This is a genomic window from Alcanivorax sp. UBA3183, assembly GCF_002364155.1.
Taxonomy (GTDB): Bacteria; Pseudomonadota; Gammaproteobacteria; order Pseudomonadales; family Alcanivoracaceae; genus Alcanivorax; species Alcanivorax jadensis.
On the sequence record NZ_DEXN01000039.1, the window covers coordinates 157,137 to 180,330 of the forward strand.

Consider the following 23,194-nt stretch of genomic DNA (forward strand, 5'->3'; position numbering starts at 1 on the left):
CCCTCAACGCTCATTGATCACTTATAACCAAGATGATGGCACTTTTCTAGGAAAGACGTCCAAGATCAGGACATGGTTAGCAATTCTTTACAGCTACCTTCAGGAATTACCGGTCACCTGCTGTCGCCAGCCGTTGCCGGCATCACGACCATGGTCGTGGACATGACGTAGCCACTCGGCCAGGAAACGGTTCCATTGCACTTTTTCATCACGCTGGTGCATATGGCGATTGGGATAGGCATAACGGGCATTGACCCGCCGAAAGGGACGCGCCTCGGTGACTTCCGCCAGGCGCGCATCGTGATACAGACGCACGGTCAAACGAGAGGCCGGTAGCACATCCAGCAATTCCTGGTCTTCCAGGCGTACGGTGGTGGTGTAGGGGGAGCGCTCAAGCACTCGCAGCTGCAAGGTATGGGAGTGATGGGTATGCCCCACTTCCACATCCATACTGTCGCGGTCGCCCATGGCCTTCATCAGCGGCAGCATCCGGGCGTAGTTTTCCTCGCACTGGCTCATCAAGGCCCGGAAATCCAGCTGGTAGCGATCGCGGCGTTTCATGCCCCGTCCCAGGCTGCATCCAGCCGGGCACGATGCAACAGCAACCACTGCAGGGCAATCAGTGACGCTGCATTATCTACCAGACCGGACTCCAGCAATTCGGGAATATCTGCCACCGGCACGGTCAGGGCACGAATATCCTCGCCCTCGTCCGGGCAACCGAAGATACCGCCGGCACCAGCCAGATCCGCATGACCCACAAATATCTGTAGCCGCTCATTGGTGCCACCGGGGCTGGGCATATAGGCAGCGATGGATTCCATCTCACCCAGGGTAATGCCCGCTTCCTCCATGGCTTCACGGCGGATCAGGTCGGCGGCACTTTCCCCGTCCTTGTCGGCAATACCGGCAATCAACTCCAGGCACCAGGGCGACGGGCGCCACTCCAGCGCGCCCACACGGAATTGCTCCACCAGCAGGATTTCACCCCGGCGCGGATCATAGGGCAGCACCGCCGACGCCTGCGGACGCACGAACAGCTCCCGGCGCACCGGTTTGCCCCAGCCACCGTTGTACTGCCGGTGCCTCAGGGTCAAGGTATCGACACGAAAGAAGCCCTGAAACGGTGTATCCCGTTCCAGCACTTCCACGTCATCGGGGCCGAACAGCGGCTTCAGATCACTCATTGGCTTCATGGTAAAGGGCACTGCCCTTTTCACGGAACTCCTTGGACTTCTCTTCCATGCCCGCTTCCGCGTCCGCCTGGGCCACCTGCTCCCTGCCATCGCCGTAAATCTCACGGACTTCCTGGCTGATCTTCATGGAACAGAACTTGGGCCCGCACATGGAGCAGAAATGCGCCACCTTGTGGGCCTGCTTGGGCAGGGTTTCATCGTGGAATTCCCGGGCACGGTCCGGGTCCAGGCCCAGATTGAACTGGTCTTCCCAGCGGAATTCGAAGCGCGCCTTGGACAGGGCATTGTCGCGCAACTGGGCGCCCGGATGTCCCTTGGCCAGATCAGACGCATGGGCGGCGATCTTGTAGGTGATGATGCCTTCCTTCACGTCTTCCCGGTTAGGCAGACCCAGGTGCTCTTTGGGCGTCACGTAGCAGAGCATGGCGGTGCCATACCAACCGATCATGGCAGCGCCAATGGCACTGGAAATGTGATCGTAGCCCGGAGAGATATCGATGGTCAGCGGACCCAGGGTGTAGAACGGCGCCTCGCCACAGTGCTTCAGCTGCTCGTCCATGTTGGCCTTGATCATGTGCATGGGCACGTGGCCGGGGCCTTCAATCATCACCTGCACATCGTGCTTCCAGGCGATCTTGGTGAGCTCACCCAGGGTGCGCAGTTCGCTGAATTGGGCTTCATCGTTGGCATCAGCAATGGAGCCGGGCCGCAGGCCATCACCGAGACTGAAGGTCACATCGTAGGCCTTCATGATCTCGCAGATGTCTTCGAAATGGGTATAGAGGAAGCTCTCTTTATGGTGCGCCAGGCACCACTTCGCCATGATCGACCCACCGCGGGAGACAATACCGGTGACCCGGTTGGCGGTCATCGGCACGTAGCGCAGCAGTACGCCGGCGTGGATGGTGAAATAGCTCACCCCCTGCTCGGCCTGCTCGATCAGGGTATCGCGGAAGATTTCCCAGGTCAGGTCTTCGGCCACACCGTTGACCTTCTCCAGTGCCTGGTAGATCGGCACCGTGCCGATGGGCACCGGCGAGTTACGCAGGATCCACTCGCGGGTTTCATGAATATTGTCGCCGGTGGACAGGTCCATCACCGTATCGCCGCCCCAGCGGGTGGCCCAGGTCATCTTGGACACTTCTTCCTCGATGGAGGAGGTCACCGCCGAGTTGCCGATGTTGGCATTGATCTTGGTGAGGAAGTTACGGCCGATGATCATCGGCTCGATTTCCGGATGGTTGATATTCACCGGAATCACCGCCCGACCCCGAGCCACTTCGTCACGGACAAATTCCGGGGTGATCTCCGCCGGAATACTGGCACCAAAATCCTGCCCCGGATGCTGGTCCATCGGCAGCCCCGCTTCCCGGTGCTCACGCAACCGCTGATTCTCGCGGATGGCGATAAATTCCATTTCCGGGGTAATGATGCCCTGGCGGGCATAGTGCATCTGGCTGACGTTCTTGCCGGCTTTGGCACGACGCGGAACGCGGGTGTGCTGAAAGCGCAACCCGGCGGTTTTCAGATCCTTGGCGCGCTTTTGCCCGTATTCACTGGTCAAACCCTCCAGTTGCTCGGTATCATCCCTTTCCTGAATCCAGTTCATGCGGATTGGCGCCAGGCCCTGCCGCACATCAATGGTCACATCCGGGTCGGTATAGGGGCCAGACGTATCGTAGACGCTAACCGGTGGGTTATCCTCGAACTTTCCGTCCGCCAGCGGGGTCGGACTCTGGTGTATTTCTCGCATGGGGACACGAATGTCCGGGCGAGAGCCGGTAACATAAATTTTTTGCGAGCCGGCGATAGGCTGGCAAGATTCATCAATCGTATTAGCGGTGATGGGGCGCTGATCGTCTGGCACGTCGGCCTCCGGAAAACATGGGAAAAGACAGGGATGGCGGACACTATACGCCAGCGCCTATCGGCCAAACAACCGCGACACTGGTGTGACAGAAGCCGTATCAATTTTCTGTACCACCCAGTACTATAATGACCAAACTCACCCAGGAAAGAGTGCACCAGAATGAAGCGCAGCCCAACCAAGATCCTCGTTCTCATGCTGACCTCACTGGCCAGTTCCGTCCACGCCGCCGATCTGGTCGAGATCGCCAACGCCGCCTGGAGCTATGACGGCACCTGGCGAGCCGCCCGCATGAGCTGGGACGCGGACCAGCAACTGCTGGTGCAAGGCCGCGCGGCATTGTTCCCCACTGTTTCCGCCACTTACGGCCGGTATGACACAGAGCGTGAATTGAAGGACTTGGGCGTCACCCAAGAATTCGGCACCGAGACCACCACGGTGCAACTGACGCAACCATTGTTCCGCATGGATGCCTGGTACGGCTACAAAGAAGCCAAGTCGAGCACCGATATTGCCCAGGCCAATTTCCAACAGGCCCGACAGGATTTTGTCCTGCGCGTGGCCCAGGGCTACTTCGGTGTCCTGCGCGCCTGGGACACCCTGGTTTCCGCCAAGGCCGAAGAAAAAGCCATCGGCCGACAACTGGAACAGACCCAGGAACGTTTCGATGTGGGACTGGTGCCCGCCACCGATGTGGAAGAAGCCCAGGCCACCTATGACTTGACCCGGGTGAACCTGATTGTCGCCCAGCAACAATATGACATCGCCCGCGATCAGCTTGAATCGCTGAGCGGTCAACGCTGGGAAACCCTCTCTGAACTCAAAGACGAACTGCCGATGAAAGGCCCGCAACCGGCCGACATGAATGACTGGATCGACAAGGCCCAGTCCCAAAACCCCCAGGTTCTGGCCGCCCGGTATAATTCCGAACTGACAGAAAAAACGGCCAAACGCCAGTTGGGAGCCCAGCTTCCCCAGGTTCAATTTGTTGCCCAGTACCAGAACGCCAACTCCATCCCTGAAGACAATAGCGCCACAGGCTTTGCTACCGGGATCAACCCGGACAGCGACACCAAACAGATCGGGGTAGAAGTCACCATGCCTCTGTTTCAGGGCGGTGGCCTCAACAGCCGTCGCAAAGAAGCCGCCCTGCGTGCAGATGCTGCGGTCTACCAATACCAGCAGGCCCTGCGCGATATCATTCAGCAGTCCCGCAGCGCCTACCGCACAGTGGAGTCCGATGCCCTGCGCGTAAGCGCCCGCAAGCAGGCCATCCGCTCCGCTCGTTCAGCCCTGGAAGCCACCCAATCCGGTTACGAGGTAGGTACCCGTAATGTGGTGGACGTGCTCAACGCCCAGCAGGCGCTGTTCGCCGCCGAACGCGACTACGCCAATGCCCGCTACGACTACATCATCAACTCCCTGACCCTGAAATCCACCACCGGTGACCTTCAGCAGGGAGACCTGGCAGGCATCAACCAGTGGCTCTCGGACACCAACACCCTGAACATCTACCAGCCGGATCTGGAAGGCCGCAGCGACGCGCTGGTGCCGGACGCGCGGTACTGAAAGAGCAATGTAGGAGCCATGCTTGCATGGCGAACCGAGCCCAAGCGAGGAAAAGGCGTTGCAGCATTCCCCGAATCTCACTTTAGGAATCGGATACGCCTTCTCGCTTTGCGGTGCTTTCACCTCATTTCGAGGGGTTCGCCATGCGAGCATGGCTCCTACAACAGCCCCATCTATAACTGTTCACTAATCAGTTCAAGCCCTTTCTCCAGCGCCCCACGATTGGCTTCCACCACCGCCGCTGCCGCCTGCCCCTGACGCTGGCGTTGTTCCGGATAACGGAACAGCGCCTGCAAGGCAATGGCCAGGGCATCCGCATTATCCACCAGAGCCAGGGCGTCGGCGTCATCCAGCAGTCCGGCGATGGCGGTAAAATTGTGCAGGTGGGGCCCGGTGACGACCGGCTTGCCCCAGCCGGCAGGCTCCAGCAAATTGTGTCCGCCCACCGGCACCAGCGAGCCACCCACAAACGCCACATCCGCGACCCCGAACAGCATAAGCAGTTCGCCCATGGTATCGGCCAGGTAAACCCGGGTGTCGGCAGCGATAGCCTCCTGCCTGCTGCGCCGGGCCAGTTCGAGCCCCTGCTGGCGAATCAATTGCGCTACGCTGTCGAACCGTTCCGGATGCCGAGGCACCAGCACCAGCAGCGCATTGGGCAGTACTTGCAGCAATGCCTGGTGGGCTTCCAGTACAGGCTCATCCTCGCCGGGGTGAGTACTGGCAGCGATCCACACCGGGCGCTCGCCAATCTCCCCACGCAAGCTCGCCGCCGCCTGCCGGACCGTATCGTCCAGGCTCATGTCGAATTTCACACTGCCGATGGCATGCACCCGTTCCGGCCAGGCACCCAGGGCGATATAACGCTCCCGTTCCACCGGCGTCTGCACCGCCAGGGCATCGAAGCGCGCCATCATCGGTCGCACCAGGCGGGGAAGCTTGCGGTAGCCCCGATAGCTTTTCTCAGACAAGCGCCCGTTCATCAGCATCAGCTTGGCACCGTGACGTTTCACCGCCGCACACAGGTTCGGCCACAGTTCGGTTTCCAGCACGATCACCGTTTTTGGATCAAAGGCACGCAGGAAGCGATTCAGCGCAGTGGGCAATTCCCAGGGACAATACACATGGGTCACCCGATCTCCGAACAGGGCTTTCACCCGCTCCGAACCGGTGGGTGTCGTCGTGGTTACCAGCAGTGGCGTATCCGGATAATCCGCCAGCAACCGCTCGATCATCGGCACCGCCGCCAGGGTTTCCCCCACCGACACCGCATGCACCCAGATACTGTTTTTCAGGGTGGCGGGGCGATATCCCCAGGCCATGCGTTCCTTCCACCGCTGACGATAGGCCGGCGCCTGCCGACCGCGCAGCCACAGGCGCAAAAACAGTAACGGAAGCAGTAAATACCAAAGAAAGGAGTAAAGGGTTTGCATAGGCGCTCTTGTCTCGATGTAAGGACTGCTTACCTGCATCACGCTACAGGAAAACCAGGGTCATGCCTGTTGCCTGCTTGCGTGCCCGCAGCGCAGCCTATGCTAGCATAGCGGCAACTTTCTCCGATGGTGAGCCATGAATCACTCCCCTCTGAAACCCGACATTCTGATCTTCGGCGGTGGCATTGCCGGCCTGTGGCTGATCAACCGGCTCAACGCCGCCGGTTACCAGTGCCTGCTGCTGGAAACCGACACCCTGGGCGGCGACCAGACCCTGGCCAGCCAGGGCATTATCCACGGCGGCCTCAAGTATGCCCTGAGCGGCAACCTGTCCAGTGAATCGGAATCCATTGCCACCATGCCGGACCGCTGGCGCGCCGCCATGGCCGGCGACGATCCGGTGGACCTTCGCCAGCTGCAAGTGCTCAGCGATACCCAGCACATGTGGTCCAGTGGCTCGGTGGCCTCGCGCATGACCAACTTCTTCGCCAGCAAGATGCTGCGCGGGCGCATCGAAAAACTGAAGCGGGACCATTTCCCTTCCGCCCTGGCGGACAAAGCCTTCAAGGGCAATGTCTACAAGCTGGATGACCTGGTCATCAATACCGAATCACTGATCGACGCCCTGGCCGCGCCGGTGCGTGAACGCCTGCTGGCCTTCGATATGGGACGCGATACCCTGGAATGGGGAGAGAAAGGTCTGAATGCGGTGACCGTCAATGGCCAGCGTATCGAACCGGCCCTGACCATCCTGTCCGCTGGCAATGGCAACCCGGCACTGCTGGACGGCGCCCATCAGGCCCGCCTGCTGCCCGAGGAACACAGCCAGTTACGCCCGCTGAAAATGTTGCTGGTGAAACACGACCTGGGCCACCGCCTTTACGCCCACTGCGTCGGCACCAGTAACAAGCCGGTGCTCACCGTTACCACCCATGACTGCCCGGATGGCAAGGTGGTCTGGTATCTGGGCGGCGACCTGGCCGAGCGCGGCGTGGAACGCAGCGATCAGGAACAACTGGCCGCCGGTCGGGCCGAAATAAAGCAGCTGTTTCCCTGGCTCGATTTCAGTCAGGCCGAGTTCGCCGTCCTCAACGTGACCCGCGCCGAACCGAAACAACAGGCGCTGGTAAAACCGGACAACGCCTACGCCCACCGCGATCACAACCTGATCGTCGCCTGGCCCACCAAACTCACCCTGGCCCCGGATCTGGGCGACAGAGTGATGGCACTGGTGGAAGAGAGCGGGCTGGAGCCGGGGGCACCGTTAACGGTACCGGCAGAGCTGGAACAGGCGCCCATGGGTGTGCCGTACTGGCACCGCTGTTTTTAATTACCCTCTGTAGGAGCGCCGCTTGAGGCGCGAAACTGCTTGCGACGGCTTTCCCAAGTACAATTCGCGCCTCAAGCGGCGCTCCTACAGCGAGAATGTTTCAGGAGTCTTCATGTCCTTCATGCGCCCGCTGGGCAACACAGGGTTAACCGTCAGCGCTCTCGGTCTGGGCACGGTGAAGATCGGGCGCGACAAGGGGGTTAAGTACCCCGGCGCCTTTACCATTCCCGATGACAAGTCGGTGGTGGAATTGATCGCCCAGGCCCGGGACCTGGGCCTGAACCTGATCGACACGGCACCGGCCTATGGCCGCAGCGAAGAGCGACTGGGGCAACTGCTCCAGGATCGCCAGCACTGGGTCATCGTTACCAAGGTGGGCGAGGAATTCGACAACGATAGCGGCGACAGCCACTTCGATTTCTCCCCGGAGCATGTGCGCACCTCGGTGGAACGCAGCCTACAGCGGCTCAACACCGACTACCTGGATTGCGTGCTGGTGCATTCCGATGGCAACGATCTGGATGTCCTCAACATGGGCACCCTGGATGCACTGAACGATCTGAAGAAGGCCGGCCTGATCCGCGCCACCGGCATGTCCAGCAAAACCGTTGCCGGCGGCATCGACACCCTCAACCAGGCGGACGTGGCCATGGTCACCTACAACCTGACCCATCATGAAGAGCTACCGGTGATCGAACATGCCGCCGCCCGGAACAAGGGCATCCTGATCAAGAAAGCCTTTGCCAGCGGCCACCTGCACAACCAGGGGAAGGACCCGGTGCAGGAAAGCATGAACAAGATCCTTGGCACCGCTGGCGTCGGCAGTATTATTGCCGGCACCATCAACCCGCAACATCTGCGGGAGAACGTGGAAAAAGCACGCCGCGCCAGCGGCGAATAACAAAAAAAGGAAGCACTATGCGCAGGTTGCTCAGTATCGCGCTGCTATTACTGGCCTCAAGCAGCCAGGCCGACAAGGTCTATCTTCTGGAAACTCCACCCAGCGGCTGCCAGGCCGGCGATACCGTCACCATAGAAACCGGCGGCAAACTCCAGGGTCTGTTTTTCAGTGACGCCTGGATTGAAAACAACGCCAAAAAGAAACTGTTGAAGGCCGTCAAGAAAGCCGATGGCAACCGGGCAGTCCTGAAAGACCGGCGCGTGTTTCTGATGGATAATCATCATCGCGGGATTCAACGCATTGAGCTGGAAGCGTGGACCTGGCGCTGTGAAGGCAATTAAAAATTGATAATCGAAAGCCGCCGGGTTTCGAGACCGCAGCGCCGCGCGTGCACTGACCTTACCCGACTGGTGTAGGGTGGGTTAGCCCGAAGGGCGTAACCGACCAGTTAGCCCACCGCTTCTAATGGCTGCTCGCCCAGCGCCACCGACGCCGCTTGATGCCCTTGCCAATAGCCCTGTTCCAGCTTCTGCCCATTGGTGGTCAAGCGGTTCACGGGAAAACCCCGATCCGGAGCGATCACGGTTATCCGACAATCCGCCGGCGGGTTATCGATGAATTCCAGCGCGTCATTGTAGGCTTGCGAGCGTTTGAGCATACCCGCATACAACCCCGGCATATCCTTGACCCAGGGTTTCAGCAACGGCGTCAACGCACTGGGTTTCTTGCGATATCCCTGATGCCGGGACAGCACCACGGTGATATCCCTGGCGCCCTGCTCATAGGCCCAACGCACCGGAATGGAATCGCCCAGACCACCATCGGTCATGGGATGCCCGTTCACCGTGGGGAATTGCCTGTAGGCAAAAGGAATGGAGCAGGACGCTGTCATGATCTCATTCAGATTATCCGGCGTCGCCTGATGGTAACGAGGCGCACCATCTTCCACCGAGGTAGTGACCACCCATAACGGCGTCTGCGACTTCCAGTGCCGACCCAGGCTGAGCGGCACATCCTGCAAGGATTGATGCCATAACCAGTGCACGTCACACAGATGACCGCCACTCATAAAGCGTTGCCAGTTGATGAACTCTGCACGGCAGGCGTGATCGGTAATGATGTGCCGACTGCGCCCATGATCTCCGGCCAGGTAACCAATCAGATTGGTAGAACCGGCGGACACCCCCACCGCAAAATCGAATTCCCGGTAATCTTTTTCCAGAAAGGCATCCAGCACCCCGGCGGCAAAAATGCCGCGCATGGCGCCCCCTTCCACAACCAGAGCTCGCGAGGACATGCACGCCTCCTGTTTGATCCGACATCCTTATCCACTCTGCCAACACACGGCCAAAAGCGGAAATAGCACCTCACTTTTCCCGCCATCGTTACCGGCAATGGCAGCGACTTGCCGCCACGCAACCTTTTGCACTCTTACGGCGCAACTGCATCAGCGTGGCGCATACCAGCCTGACGGTTGCAGCCGATAACGTCAGCCATCAGAGATTTAACTTTTGTAAAAACAGCCACTTAAAATATTTTTATCGGCTTGGCACCGCCTTTGCACAAGTCCGCATACCAACTTGTGTACAACCAGGTGTGCAAACGAATGATTGGCTGGACTCTTCAACAATGGCAGGCGGCCTACCGCAGCGGTGACCTCACCCCGGTACAGGCCATGAAACAACTGGCAACGCGGCTGCACGACAGCGAGCGTGCCCTGTGGATTCACCTGCTGGACGAGTCCTCTCTGCTTGCCCAGGCCAACGCCCTGACCGACCCGGATCTGCCTTTATATGGCGTTCCCTTTGCGGTGAAGGACAACATTGATGTGGCCGGCATTGCCACCACCGCCGCCTGCCCCGCCTTTGCCTACACGCCGCAGGAAGACGCCACCGTGGTCAGACTACTGCGCGAGGCCGGCGCGATTCTGGTGGGCAAAACCAATCTGGATCAGTTCGCCACCGGCCTGGTCGGCACCCGCTCCCCCTATGGTGAGGTGCCCAACCCGTTCAACCCTGACTACCTCAGCGGCGGCTCCAGTTCCGGCTCTGCGGTGAGTGTCAGCCTGGGGCTGGTGCCCTTCTCCCTGGGTACCGACACCGCTGGCTCCGGACGCATTCCCGCCGCCTTTACCAACACCGTGGGCCTGAAACCCACCCGCGGTGCCGCCAGCACCAAAGGTGTGGTGCCAGCCTGTCGAACACTGGACTGTGTCAGCGTCTTTGCGCTGAACGTGGAAGACGCCCAGACCGTTTATCGCATCATCGGCCAGTTCGATAGCGGCGATGCCTACTGTCGCCAGGCACCGTCTCGACAAAGCACCAGACTTCCGTCCCGCCCCCGACTGGGCATCCCCAAAGACCTGCCCTGGTTCGGTGACACCCAGGCGAAAGCGCTCTGGGAGCAGCAACTGGAAAGCCTCAGCCGCATTGCCGAACTGGTTACCGTGGACACCATGGTGCTGCAGGATGCTGCCGCCCTGCTCTATCAGGGCCCCTGGGTCGCCGAACGTTTCAGCGTCACCGAAGCCCTGCTGCACAAGCAGCCGGACGCGGTGCTGCCGGTTATTCGCGACATCCTCGAACCGGCCGCACAACTCACCGCCGTTGACAGCTTCCGCGCCCAATACCGGCTCGCCGAACTCAAGCGACAGTCCGACACCCTGCTGGCCGAGGTGGATGCTCTGCTGCTACCCACGGCGCCGGGCATCTACACCCGCTACGCGGTACGCAACGATCCCATCACTCTGAACAGCCAACTGGGCATCTGGACCAACTTCGTCAATCTGCTGGACCTGTGTGCTCTGGCATTACCCGGTGGCTTTCGTGATGACGGCCTGCCCGGTGGCTTCACCCTGATCGCCCCGGCCTGGCACGACCATGCCCTGGCCGAATTCGGACAACGCTGGCAACAACACCAGCCCTGGCAGGCCGGCGCCACCGGACTGGATCTACCCGCACTGCAAACACCCACCACCATTGACGATGACAACACCATCACCGTGGCCGTAGTGGGCGCCCACCTCACCGGCATGCCACTCAACAGTCAGCTGGTCGAGCGTGACGCGGTGCTGCTGGAAGCCACTCACACCGCACCCTGCTATCGCCTCTACGCCCTGGCCAACACGGTGCCACCCAAGCCCGGCCTGATCCGCAATGAAAAGGACGGCGGCACCAGCATTCCCATTGAGCTGTGGCAAATGCCCATCGAACACTTCGGCAGCTTTGTCGGCCTGATCCCCGCCCCGCTGGGCATTGGCAGCCTGGAAACCGTGGAGGGTCGCTGGGTGAAAGGGTTTATCTGCGAGCCCTGGGCCATCGACGACGCCACCGACATTACCGAACTGGGCGGCTGGAGAAACTACATCGCGACATTGAAACAAGACGGAGCCCTGTAATGTTGAAGAAAGTGCTGATCGCCAACCGAGGGGAGATCGCGGTACGCATCTGCCGCACCCTGAAGCAGATGGGTATCGCCTCGGTGGCGGTTTACTCGGAGGCGGACCGCAACAGCCAGCACGTCAGCGTGGCGGATGAAGCGGTATCCCTGGGCGGCCAGACCGCCGCAGAAAGCTATCTGAAAACGGATCTGATTCTGCAGGCCGCCAAAGACACCGGCGCCGACGCCATCATCCCCGGCTACGGCTTTCTTTCCGAAAACGCCGAGTTTGCTGAAGCCTGCGCTGCCAACGGCATTGCCTTTGTCGGCCCTACCCCGAAACAACTGCGCGAGTTCGGCCTCAAGCATGAGGCCCGTGCCATCGCCGAAAAAGCCGGCGTGCCCCTGGCGCCCGGCACCGACCTGCTGGCCAGCCTGGAGGAAGCGAAACAGGCCGCCCTCGATATCGGCTATCCGGTGATGCTGAAGAGCACCGCTGGCGGTGGTGGCATTGGTCTGTCCCGCTGCAATGATGAAGGCGAACTGGTAGCCGCTTTCGAATCCGTAAAACGCCTGGGAGAAAGCTTCTTCTCTGACAGCGGTGTCTTTATCGAACGCTTCGTGGCCCGCGCCCGTCATGTGGAAGTACAGATCTTCGGTGACGGCAACGGCACCGTGCTGGCCCTGGGCGAACGGGAATGCTCCCTGCAACGCCGCAACCAGAAAGTGGTGGAAGAAACCCCGGCCCCTAACCTGCCCCAGGCCACCCGCGAGCAACTGCATGCCAGCGCCGTGCGTCTGGGCCGGACCGTCAAATACCGCTCCGCCGGCACGGTGGAATATATCTACGACGACGAACGCGACGAGTTCTATTTCCTGGAAGTGAACACCCGCTTGCAGGTGGAACACGGCGTGACCGAATCCGTGTTCGGCGTGGACCTGGTGCAGTGGATGTTGCAACTGGCCGGCGGCGAACGCCCGCCGCTGGATGACAGCTACATCAGCCAGGGCGCCGCCATGGAAGTGCGCATCTATGCCGAAGATGCGTTGAAGGATTTTCAGCCCAGCCCCGGCGAACTGACCGAAGTTCGCTTCCCGGATAACATTCGCCTGGATGGCTGGGTAGATACCGGCACCGTGGTCAGCCCCCACTACGACCCCATGCTGGCCAAGGTCATCGTCCATGGTCGCGATCGCGCCGACACCCTGGAGAAGATGCAGACCGCCCTGGCAGAAACCCGCCTCTCGGGGATCGCCACCAACCTGGATTACCTGCGTCAGATTCTGCGCGACGACAACGTCATCGCTGGCACCGTTTCCACCCGCTATCTGGAGACCTTTGCCTACACGCCCCTGGCCTTCGAGATCGTTGAGCCGGGCACCTACACCACCGTGCAGGATTATCCGGGGCGGGCCGGCTACTGGGATATCGGCGTTCCGCCGTCCGGCCCCATGGACGATGTAGCCTTCCGTATTGGCAACCGCATTGTCGGCAACCATGACAGCGCCGCCGGGCTGGAAGCCACCCTGGTGGGCCCCACCCTCACCTTTCATTGCGATACCGTGGTAGCGCTTACCGGCGCCGCCTGCCAGGCGCAACTGGATGGCGTGCCCGTGCCCTTCTGGGAACCGATCACCATCAAGGCCGGCCAGACCCTGAGCACCGGTAAGGTGGACAGCGGCTGCCGCACTTATATTGCGGTACGCAACGGCATCGACGTGCCCGATTACCTGGGCAGCAAATCCACCTTCGTGCTGGGCAAGTTCGGCGGCCATGGCGGTCGAACCCTGCGCAAGGGTGACGTGCTGTCCATCTGCCAGCCACACCTGGCCGGCTGCCCTACACCGGCGCCAGTCGCCGAGCCACACCCCGCCGAAGACGGCCTGATCCCGGACTACCCGCAACAGTGGGAGATCAAGGTGCTGTACGGCCCCCATGGGGCGCCGGATTTCTTTCGCGAAGACGCCATCGAGGAATTCTTCAGCGCCGACTGGCAAGTGCATTACAACTCCAACCGGCTGGGCATCCGTCTGGTGGGCCCGAAGCCGAGCTGGACCCGCACCGACGGGGGCGAAGCGGGCCTGCACCCGTCCAACGTTCACGACAACGAATATGCCATTGGCTCGATCAACTTCACCGGTGATTTCCCGGTCATCCTCACCAAGGATGGCCCGAGCCTTGGGGGGTTCGTCTGCCCGGTGACCATCGCCAAGGCCGAGCTGTGGAAAGTGGGCCAGTTGAAGCCCGGCGACAGCATCCGCTTCTCACCGATCAGCTTTGCCCAAGCCAAAGCCATGGAAGAGTCTCAGGATGCATCCATTGAAAACCTGGGCGTCATTCCTCGGGTAAACCCGGAAATCAGCGACCACAGCGACGCTTTCACGTCAGCCACCATGCTCGCGGAGAAAGACGCAGACGGCCATGTACCACGCATCGTCTACCGGCAGGCCGGCGACAAATACATTCTCATCGAATACGGCGACAACGTGCTCGACCTGGCCCTGCGCATGCGAGTCCATGCGTTGATGGAAAACCTCAAGGCGTCGCCGGTGGAGGGCATTCTCGAATTGTCCCCCGGGGTACGCAGCCTGCAGATCCATTACGACTCACGACGAATAGATCAAACCACCCTGGTCGAGACCCTGCTGGATCGTGAAAAAAGCATCGGCAGTGTGGACGAAATGGTGGTCACCTCCCGGGTGCTGCATCTGCCCATGGCATTCGAAGACAGCGCCACCCTTGATGCGGTCACCCGTTACCAGGAAACCATTCGCTCCGACGCGCCCTGGTTGCCCAGCAACGTGGAGTTCATTCGTCGCATCAACGGCCTGCAATCCACGGATCAGGTACGCGACATCATTTTCAGCGCCAGCTATCTGGTGCTGGGTCTGGGTGATGTGTATCTAGGTGCGCCCTGCGCAGTGCCCATTGATCCTCGCCACCGTCTGATGACCTCCAAGTACAACCCGGCGCGCACCTATACCGCCGAAGGCACCGTGGGCATCGGCGGCGTTTACATGTGCATCTACGGCATGGATTCCCCCGGCGGTTACCAGCTGGTGGGGCGCACCCTGCCGATCTGGAATAAGCATCTGAAGAACACCCAGTTCCACAGTGGCGAGCCCTGGTTGCTGAAGTTTTTCGACCAGGTTCGCTACTACCCGGTGAGCGAGGAAAAACTCACCGAAATGCGCGACGCCTTCCGCCATGGCCACCTGCAGGTGGAGATCAGCGAAGAGCCCTTCAGCCTGGCCGAGCACCGCCAATTCCTGAAAAACAACGAGCAGGAAATTGCCGACTTCAATGCCCGCCGTGATGTGGCCTTCCGCGAGGAAGTGGCCCGCTGGCAGGACGAGGACGCCGCAGTGGAGTCCGCGCTGATGGGCAGCAAAGCAGACATCGGTGAAGTGGACGGACACCTGATCAGCGCCGAAATCAGCGGCAACGTCTGGAAGCTGCTGGTGGAGGAAGGCTCCCAGGTCAGCGAAGGCCAACCCCTGGTGATCGTGGAGGCCATGAAGATGGAATTCGAAATCGTCGCCAATGCCAGCGGCAAGGTAACCGGCCTGCATTGTCAGCCCGGCTCCATCATCAATGCCGGTGATCCGGTACTGGTCATCGATCCGAAAGCGGTTGCCTGAGAGGACAAGCCATGAAAGCGAACAAAGACAAAAAATCCAGCAACCTGGCGGATCGCATCTATCAGCAACTGAAAAGCGACATCTTCGATTTTCGCCTGATGCCAGGTGACCGCTTCAGCGAAAATGAGATTGCCGAGCGTATGGGTGCATCGCGCACCCCGGTTCGTGAAGCGCTTTTCCGTCTGCAACGCGAATCCTATGTGGATGTCCTTTTTCGCAGTGGCTGGCAGGTCAAACCCTTTGATTTTGATTACTTCGAAGAACTCTACGATGTGCGCACCATTCTGGAATGCGCCGCGGTACGCAAAATCTGCGAGCAGGAAAACAACTCGCCAAAACTCGATGATCTGATTCGCATCTGGTGCGTACCCGAGTCGGAAAGGCTGGAAGATGGCAGCACCCTGAGTCGGCTCGATGAACGCTTTCACGAAATGCTGGTGGAGGCCGCCGGCAACACCGAGATGGCACGCATTCATCACGACCTCACCGAACGCTTGCGCATCATTCGCCGCCTGGATTTCACCAAGCCCCCGCGCATTGATGCCACCTATCAGGAACACAGCTCCATCCTCGATGCCATCCAGCATCGTCGCTGTGAGCAGGCACAGATTCAGCTCCGTGCTCACATCGAAAGTTCCCGCAATGAAGTACGAAAGATAACACTGCATATGCTTCACGAAGCGCGTATGCACAGCGGCGAGTCGGACAACGACGACTAGCAGCCAACGATTTCATTCATCGATGGGGGGAATACCCATGTTACGAAAGGAAGCAGTAACGAGCGCGCTTGCCATGGCCGCTCTCATCACACCGATATCGGCACTGAGTGCCGATATCGATCCGGATATCTCTGTGGGCGGAGGCCTGCGCACCAGCTTTACCAGTGTGGAAAACGCAGCACCTGACGGCGAATCCAGCTCCAGCGATTTCAACCTGGACAGTGTCCGCCTCTACATCAACGGCCAGGTCACTGACACCATCAAGATGACCGTGAACACCGAATACGATGGTGTTGAAGAGAAGATGCGGGTTCTCGATGCCATTGCCCGATTCGAGTATTCCGACACGTTCAACCTTTGGGCCGGCCGCTTCCTGCCCGCCAGTGACCGTTCCAACCTTTCCGGGCCGTACTACCTGACCACCTGGAACTTCCCGTCCGTACAAGCCTACCCGGCTATCTTTGCCGGCCGTGACGACGGCGTTGCCTACTGGGGCCAGGTCAACGAAGGCCAGTTCAAATGGCAGTTCTCTGTCACCGAAGGTCCGGAAGACCCGGTCCCTGCGGAAGATGATGACGACCTGCTATACAGCGGCCGCCTCACCCTCAACCTGCTGGACCCCGAGCCGGGGTATTACAACTCCAGCACCTACTTCGGAGAGAAGGACATTCTCGCCCTTGGCCTGGTAGGCCAGAGCCAGGGTTCCGATTCCGCCTGGAGTGTGGATGCCCTGTTCGAGAAAAACACCGGCGCCGGCACTATCACCGTTGAAGGGGCCTATTACCAGTACGACGGCCTTGGCGGTCTGGGCGGCGACGAAAGTGAAGGCTATTTCGTGCTGGCCGGCTTTCTGTTTCCGCAGGAAATCGGTCCGGGTCAGCTGCAGCCGGTGATTCGTTATACCGAGGGTGAAGTGACCGATGGCGCCGAGGGCGACATCAGCGAGTTCAACCTGAACTACATCATCAAGAGCCATAACGCCCGCATCAGCGCGGCCTATCAGGATCGGAACGACGAACTGTTCAGTGACAACGACACCTTTGTACTGGGTCTGCAACTACAGATGTAAGTGCATCACGACAAGGAGTTTTGCCATGCAAATTTCAAATACACTGAAACGACTGACTGCAGGAATCATGATTTCCGGCAGCATTATCTACAGCGGCACGGTAATGGCCGCCGACACCATCAAGGTCGGGGTACTGCATTCCCTGTCCGGCACCATGGCCATCAGTGAATCCACCCTGAAAGACACCGTTCTGATGATGATCGAGGAACAGAACAAGAAGGGCGGCGTGATGGGCAAACAGCTGGAACCCGTGGTCGTCGACCCTGCCTCCAACTGGCCCCTGTTCGCGGAAAAAACCCGCGAGCTGATCAGCCAGCAAGGTGTGGATGTGATCTTCGGCTGCTGGACATCCGTATCGCGTAAATCCGTGCTGCCGGTGGTGGAAGAACTCAACGGCCTGCTGTTCTACCCGGTGCAGTACGAGGGTGAAGAGTCGTCCAAAAATGTGTTCTACACCGGTGCCGCACCCAATCAGCAGGCGATCCCGGCGGTCAACTACCTGATCAACGAACTGGGTGTGGAACGCTTCGTGTTGGCCGGTACCGATTATGTGTACCCGCGCACCACCAACAAGATCCTGGAAGCCTACCTGAAGTCCAAGGGCGTGGCCGACAAGGACATCATGATCAACTACACCCCGTTCGGTCACTCCGACTGGCAGTCCATTGTTAGCGACATCAAGGCATTCGGTAACCAGGGCAAGAAAACCGCGGTAGTCTCCACCATCAACGGTGATGCCAACGTGCCGTTCTACAAGGAACTGGGCAACCAGGGCGTCAGCGCCCAGGACATTCCGGTAGTGGCTTTCTCCGTGGGTGAAGAGGAACTGTCCGGCATCGATACCGGCCCGCTGGTCGGCCACCTGGCCGCCTGGAACTATTTCCAGAGCGTCTACAACGATAGCAACGATGCGTTCATCGCCCAGTGGCACGATTTCACCAAGGACGACAAACGCGTCACCAACGATCCCATGGAAGCCACCTATATCGGTTTCAACATGTGGGTGAAAGCTGTGGAAAAAGCCCAGTCCACCGACACCGACAAAGTGGCGGCAGCCATGATCGGCGTGGAAACCCCGAACCTGACCGGCGGCACGGCGGTGATGAACGAAAACCATCATCTGTCCAAGCCGGTGCTGATTGGCGAAATCCAGGATGACGGTCAGTTCGCCGTGGTCTGGGAAACCGACGGCCTGGTGAAAGGCGATGCCTGGTCCGACTACCTGCCCGGCTCCAAGGATCTGATTTCCGACTGGAGCGCGCCGACGCAATGCGGCAACTACAACACCAAGACCAAGCAATGCCTTGGCAGCAAGGCCATGCAGTAACAGGCACTACCCTCTCCGGTTATCACCAGGCGGTAACCCGCCCGGTGATAACCGGCTTTTTCCAATACACCCAGCCTGCAAGGAGCCCGTTATGGGTCATGTGATTGGCCGATTTTTCATCACCCTGCTGCTGGCAGCGTTATGCAATGTCGTCCTGGCTGAAGACGCCACGGACACAGGCCCGGCCCCCAACGCCGGCCTCCACGATATTCTCAACCAGTTGGCCAGCCGCAGCTTCGATGACAAGGAAGCCGCCATACGCCAACTGGCCGGGCAGGACCACCCGCGCGTGGTGCCCCTGCTCAATGCCCTGATGAATCGCGACCTGGTTCAACATCGGGACAGCGGCGCCATTCTGCTGGGCAGCAAGAACAGTGACGGCTGGCAGCTGCTGGATCCAGTCAGCGAGGAAGTACAGCAACAAGTCGGCTCGCGGGACGCCCGCCCGGTGGTGATCAATAACCGCCTGCGTACCGTCATCAATAATCAGCTGGCCCTGCGCGACCTGGCCAGCCCGGACAGCGAGCAGCGCTACCAGGCCGCCGGCCAGCTTATCGGCAACGCCGACCCGGAAATGCTCTCGGCACTGGCCGCGCGGCGGGCCAAGGAAACCGTTGCCCGGGTACAGGATCGTATCGATGTGGCGCTCAATATCGCCACCCTGAACGGCGATGATCTGGCCGCCCGCCTGAATGCCATTGAGGCACTGGCCGGCAGCCTGCACCCTGCCGCCAAAAACGCTCTGCGCGACCGGGTCGCCGCCAGCGACAACCCGGCGGAAGTGCGCGCGGCAGAAAAGGCCCTGGCCCGCATCGAAGCCCGCATCGAACGCTACCAGACAGCCGACACCCTGTTCTTCGGCCTCAGCCTGGGCTCGGTGCTGTTGCTCGCCGCTATCGGGCTGGCCATCACCTTCGGGGTCATGGGTGTGATTAACATGGCCCACGGCGAACTGATCATGATTGGCGCCTACACCACCTATGTGATTCAGCAGCTTTTACCCAACAGTCACGAATGGTCGCTGCTGATCGCCATCCCTGCCGCCTTTGTGGTGTCGGCCCTGGTGGGCATTCTGATTGAACGCTTTGTGATTCGTTTTCTGTATGGGCGACCACTGGAAACGTTGCTCGCCACCTTCGGGGTCAGCCTGATTCTGCAACAGGCCGTGCGGGTTATCTTTTCGCCCCTGAACCGCACCGTGATCACACCGGAATGGATGAGTGGCGCACTGGAAATCAACCCGGTGTTCTCACTCACCTATAACCGCCTCTACATCATCTTTTTTGCCCTGGCCGTATTCCTGGCCCTGCTCACCCTGCTGAAGAAAACCCGTCTTGGCCTGCAGGTCAGAGCCGTCAGCCAGAACCGCACCACCGCCCGCGCCATGGGCATTCGCAGCGAGCGGGTCAATGCGCTGACCTTCGGCCTGGGCTCGGGGATCGCCGGCGTCGCCGGGGTGGCCCTGGCACAGCTCACCAATGTGGGGCCCAACCTGGGCCAGAGCTACATCATCGATTCCTTCATGGTGGTGGTGTTCGGCGGTGTCGGTAATTTGTGGGGCACCCTCACTGCAGCTTTCAGTCTTGGCATCGCCAACAAGTTGCTGGAGCCCGTCGCCGGAGCGGTAATGGCAAAAATCATCGTGCTGATCTTCATCATCCTGTTTATCCAGCGCAAACCACGGGGTCTGTTCCCGCAACGTGGCCGGGCCGCGGAGGAATAAAATGCGAGACTCAACCTTCAAAAGCGCCTTCAGTGATCGCACCGCGAAAACCTTTATGGGCGTACTGCTGGGTGCCACGCTGGTGGTCACCCTGCTCAACCAGTTTTTCCCGCCGGACTCGCCGCTGCATGTGAGCGCCTACACCGTCACCCTGCTGGGCAAGTACCTGTGCTACGCCCTGCTGGCCCTGGCGCTGGATCTGGTGTGGGGTTACTGCGGCATCCTCAGCCTGGGCCATGGCGCCTTCTTTGCCCTGGGCGGCTACGCCATGGGCATGTACCTGATGCGTCAGATCGGCGACCGGGGCGTGTACGGCAACCCGGAGTTGCCAGACTTCATGGTGTTCCTGAACTGGAGCGAACTGCCCTGGTACTGGCAGGGTTTCGATCAGTTCTGGTTTGCCGCCCTGATGATCCTGCTGGTCCCCGGCCTGCTGGCCTTCGTGTTCGGCTGGCTGGCATTCCGCTCCCGGGTTACCGGTGTCTATCTGTCCATCATTACCCAGGCACTCACCTATGCCCTGATGCTCGCCTTCTTCCGCAACGAACTTGGCTTTGGCGGCAACAACGGCCTCACCGACTTCAAGGAACTGCTGGGCTTTTCCCTGCAGTCCGACAGCACCCGCGTCGGTCTGCTGATGGCGACCTCCCTCTCTCTGGCCATGGCCTTTGTGCTGTGTCGCTGGATCACCGGCAGCAAACTGGGGCGGGTTGTCATGGCCGTACGGGATGCGGAATCCCGGGCCCGCTTTGTGGGTTATCGCACCGAACACTACAAACTGTGGATCTTCACCGTCAGCGCCATTCTTGCCGGCATCGCCGGGGCGCTCTATGTGCCTCAGGTGGGCATCATCAACCCGGGGGAATTCTCGCCGCTCAACTCCATCGAGCTGGTGGTGTGGGTGGCGGTAGGCGGACGCGCCACCCTGTATGGCGCGGTGATCGGCGCCATCCTGGTCAACTACGGCAAGACCGTCTTCACCGGCGTCATGCCGGAGGCCTGGCTGTTCGCCCTGGGCGGACTGTTCGTAGCGGTCACCGTCTTCCTGCCCCAGGGACTGGTGGGCCTGGTCAGCCAACGCTGGGCAGCCATCCAGAAACAGTTCCAGAAAAAGGAAACCGGTAACGACAACCACACTCCGGCAGAAGGAGAGACCCCATGAGCGCACTGGACAACCTGCGCGACACCTTTCGCCGCGACCAGGTATTCGATTTCATGCGCCAGGGCACCCGTGCCGTGGCGCCCGGCCAGCTGGATTCCAGTGCCGGCAAGAACATCCTTTACCTGGAAGACATCACCGTCAGCTTTGACGGCTTCAAGGCCCTTAACGATCTGACCCTGTACATCAAGACCGGCGAACTGCGTTGCATCATCGGCCCCAACGGCGCGGGCAAATCCACCATGATGGACGTGATCACCGGCAAGACCCGGCCGGATAGCGGCACCTGCTTCTTCGGCCAGACCCTGGATCTGACCGCCATGAGCGAAACCGACATTGCCATGGCCGGCATCGGCCGAAAATTCCAGAAGCCCACCGTGTTCCCTGAACACACCGCCTTTGAAAATCTGGAACTGGCCATGAACGGCCCCAGGGGGCCCTGGCATTCCCTGTTCACCCGATTAAGCGGGGAACAGAAAAGCTGGATCGAGGACACCCTGGCCACCGTGGGTCTGCTGGAAGATCGCCACAAGGTAGCCGGGCTGCTTTCCCATGGTCAGAAGCAATGGCTGGAAATCGGCATGGTGCTGATGCAGAAACCGCAACTGCTGCTGGTGGACGAACCCATCGCCGGCATGACCCGCCAGGAAGTGGAACGTACCGGCGAATTACTGAAAAGTCTGGCGGGAAAACACTCGGTGGTCATCGTCGAACACGACATGGAATTCATCCGCTCCATCGCCAGCACCGTCACCGTGCTACACCAGGGCAGCGTGCTGGCCGAAGGCACCATGGAGCAGGTGCAGAATGATTCCAAAGTCATCGAAGTTTACCTGGGCGAATAACAGCCCCCTGTAGGAGCGCCGCTCTCTGTGCTCTGCGAGTATGAGGCGCGAAAACCGCTCACAATAGAGAGTACCGAGAAGCTAGTAACGAGTAACGAGTTGCGAAAACCGAAAATCTTTTGCCTTTCGAAACTCGCTTCTCGCTACACATAACTGGGCATTCGCGCCTCAAGCGGCGCTCCTACAGCGGCTTCGCAATAATGTTACGGAGTAAAACCGTGCTGAAACTGAACAACGTCAACCAGTACTATGGCGAATCCCACACCCTCTGGGATCTGGATCTGGGACTAAACCAGGGTGAATGCCTGTGCGTCATGGGACGTAACGGTGTCGGCAAGACCACCCTGCTGAAAACCATCATGGGCCTGTTGCCAGTGAAAAGCGGCAGCATTGAATTCAATGGACTCGATTATGCTAAACAAGCTGCGGAAGAACGGGCCCGGGCCGGCATCGGCTACGTCCCCCAGGGACGGGAAATCTTTCCGCTGCTCAGCGTGGAAGAAAACCTGGAAACCGGCCTGCAGGCCCGCCCGGATCGCAGCAAGAAAATTCCCGATCGCATCTACGAACTGTTTCCGGTACTCCATGAAATGCGCAACCGCCGCGGCGGCGACCTGTCCGGTGGCCAGCAACAACAACTGGCCATCGGCCGTGCCCTGGCGCTGGACCCAAAGCTACTGATTCTTGATGAGCCCACCGAAGGGATTCAGCCCAACATCGTCGACATGATCGGCCGGGTGATCAAAACCCTGAACAAGGAAGAAGGCCTCACCGTGTTACTGGTGGAGCAGAAGCTCCATTTCGCCCGCGCCACCGCCGACCGTTTTGCCATTATTGACCGCGGCAGCAAGGTGGCAGAGGGAGACATAGGCGAGCTGGACGATACGTTGATTAAGAGTTATCTGACCGTCTGATCATCAACGCTCCTCCTCTGTCGTAGGAGCGCCGCTAGCGACGCTCCTGCAGGCAAAGACGGGTTGCTGCTGTGCGTCTTTACCGTGGACAGCTTACACTGGCCACCTTGCACACTGACAGG

General features: G+C 59.9%; 18 protein-coding genes. 13 read left to right on the forward strand and 5 right to left on the reverse strand.

What is annotated here, in order from left to right; all coding sequences use genetic code 11:
- Window positions 1-99: 99 nt before the first annotated feature.
- Genes B3Q33_RS12610 through thiC form a run of 3 tightly spaced genes read right to left on the reverse strand, consistent with a single transcriptional unit; the run spans window position 100 to window position 3,063 of the window.
- Window positions 100-561, reverse strand: coding sequence for a DUF1249 domain-containing protein (locus tag B3Q33_RS12610; protein ID WP_273009106.1), 462 nt, complete (start codon window positions 559-561; stop codon window positions 100-102).
- Entirely contained in the window at window positions 558-1,196 is a 639-nt protein-coding gene (locus B3Q33_RS12615) for an NUDIX domain-containing protein (protein WP_414631551.1), read from the reverse strand. Before B3Q33_RS12615 ends, B3Q33_RS12610 begins: the two co-directional genes overlap by 4 nt.
- Complete coding sequence (gene thiC, locus B3Q33_RS12620) at window positions 1,180-3,063, reverse strand: phosphomethylpyrimidine synthase ThiC (RefSeq protein ID WP_035250482.1); 1,884 nt, start codon at window positions 3,061-3,063, stop codon at window positions 1,180-1,182. Before thiC ends, B3Q33_RS12615 begins: the two co-directional genes overlap by 17 nt.
- Before the next feature lie 162 nt (window positions 3,064-3,225).
- Between thiC and B3Q33_RS12625 the strand changes: the two genes are divergently transcribed.
- Window positions 3,226-4,632 carry a TolC family outer membrane protein gene (locus B3Q33_RS12625; RefSeq protein WP_272974941.1) on the forward strand — a complete coding sequence of 469 codons (1,407 nt, stop codon included), beginning with the start codon at window positions 3,226-3,228 and terminating at the stop codon, window positions 4,630-4,632.
- 173 nt (window positions 4,633-4,805) lie between these two features.
- On the opposite strand, the gene waaA is transcribed toward B3Q33_RS12625, so the two are convergent.
- Window positions 4,806-6,065, reverse strand: coding sequence for a lipid IV(A) 3-deoxy-D-manno-octulosonic acid transferase (waaA, locus tag B3Q33_RS12630; protein WP_273009111.1), 1,260 nt, complete (start codon window positions 6,063-6,065; stop codon window positions 4,806-4,808).
- Between the two features lie 136 nt (window positions 6,066-6,201).
- Between waaA and B3Q33_RS12635 the strand changes: the two genes are divergently transcribed.
- The 3 genes from B3Q33_RS12635 to B3Q33_RS12645 all read left to right on the forward strand — a co-directional run bounded on the left by B3Q33_RS12635 (window position 6,202) and on the right by B3Q33_RS12645 (window position 8,637).
- Entirely contained in the window at window positions 6,202-7,395 is a 1,194-nt protein-coding gene (locus tag B3Q33_RS12635; protein WP_273009113.1) for an FAD-dependent oxidoreductase, read from the forward strand.
- A gap of 112 nt (window positions 7,396-7,507) precedes the next feature.
- A complete protein-coding gene (locus B3Q33_RS12640; protein ID WP_273009115.1) occupies window positions 7,508-8,296 on the forward strand; it encodes an aldo/keto reductase in 789 nt (262 codons plus the stop codon).
- Between the two features lie 17 nt (window positions 8,297-8,313).
- Entirely contained in the window at window positions 8,314-8,637 is a 324-nt protein-coding gene (locus B3Q33_RS12645) for a hypothetical protein (protein ID WP_273009117.1), read from the forward strand.
- A gap of 107 nt (window positions 8,638-8,744) precedes the next feature.
- Here the strand turns inward: B3Q33_RS12645 and B3Q33_RS12650 are convergent, their stop codons facing one another.
- Window positions 8,745-9,593, reverse strand: coding sequence for a patatin-like phospholipase family protein (locus B3Q33_RS12650; RefSeq protein WP_273009119.1), 849 nt, complete (start codon window positions 9,591-9,593; stop codon window positions 8,745-8,747).
- A gap of 309 nt (window positions 9,594-9,902) precedes the next feature.
- Between B3Q33_RS12650 and atzF the strand changes: the two genes are divergently transcribed.
- From atzF to urtE, 9 genes are all read left to right on the forward strand, one after another.
- Entirely contained in the window at window positions 9,903-11,693 is a 1,791-nt protein-coding gene (gene atzF / locus B3Q33_RS12655; RefSeq protein ID WP_273009121.1) for an allophanate hydrolase, read from the forward strand.
- Window positions 11,693-15,316, forward strand: a complete 3,624-nt coding sequence (uca, locus tag B3Q33_RS12660; protein ID WP_286827930.1) for an urea carboxylase — start codon at window positions 11,693-11,695, stop codon at window positions 15,314-15,316. The genes atzF and uca overlap by 1 nt, the downstream gene beginning before the upstream one ends.
- Window positions 15,317-15,327: 11 nt before the next feature.
- Window positions 15,328-16,035, forward strand: coding sequence for a GntR family transcriptional regulator (locus B3Q33_RS12665; protein WP_272961601.1), 708 nt, complete (start codon window positions 15,328-15,330; stop codon window positions 16,033-16,035).
- A gap of 73 nt (window positions 16,036-16,108) precedes the next feature.
- Window positions 16,109-17,104 (forward strand): porin, encoded by a 996-nt coding sequence (locus B3Q33_RS12670; RefSeq protein ID WP_272975652.1) that lies wholly within the window; start codon window positions 16,109-16,111, stop codon window positions 17,102-17,104.
- 67 nt (window positions 17,105-17,171) lie between these two features.
- Window positions 17,172-18,431 carry an urea ABC transporter substrate-binding protein gene (urtA, locus tag B3Q33_RS12675; protein ID WP_414631187.1) on the forward strand — a complete coding sequence of 420 codons (1,260 nt, stop codon included), beginning with the start codon at window positions 17,172-17,174 and terminating at the stop codon, window positions 18,429-18,431.
- Window positions 18,432-18,522: 91 nt separating this feature from the next.
- Window positions 18,523-20,154, forward strand: a complete 1,632-nt coding sequence (urtB, locus tag B3Q33_RS12680; RefSeq protein WP_273009128.1) for an urea ABC transporter permease subunit UrtB — start codon at window positions 18,523-18,525, stop codon at window positions 20,152-20,154.
- 1 nt (window position 20,155) lies between these two features.
- The gene (gene urtC / locus B3Q33_RS12685; RefSeq protein WP_272961605.1) at window positions 20,156-21,316 is read left to right on the forward strand and encodes an urea ABC transporter permease subunit UrtC; all 1,161 of its coding nucleotides are present in this window, start codon (window positions 20,156-20,158) and stop codon (window positions 21,314-21,316) included.
- On the forward strand, window positions 21,313-22,158 hold the full coding sequence (gene urtD, locus B3Q33_RS12690; RefSeq protein ID WP_272961606.1) for an urea ABC transporter ATP-binding protein UrtD: 846 nt from the start codon (window positions 21,313-21,315) through the stop codon (window positions 22,156-22,158). The genes urtC and urtD overlap by 4 nt, the downstream gene beginning before the upstream one ends.
- A gap of 218 nt (window positions 22,159-22,376) precedes the next feature.
- Complete coding sequence (gene urtE, locus B3Q33_RS12695) at window positions 22,377-23,072, forward strand: urea ABC transporter ATP-binding subunit UrtE (protein WP_272961607.1); 696 nt, start codon at window positions 22,377-22,379, stop codon at window positions 23,070-23,072.
- The last annotated feature ends 122 nt before the right edge of the window (window positions 23,073-23,194 follow it).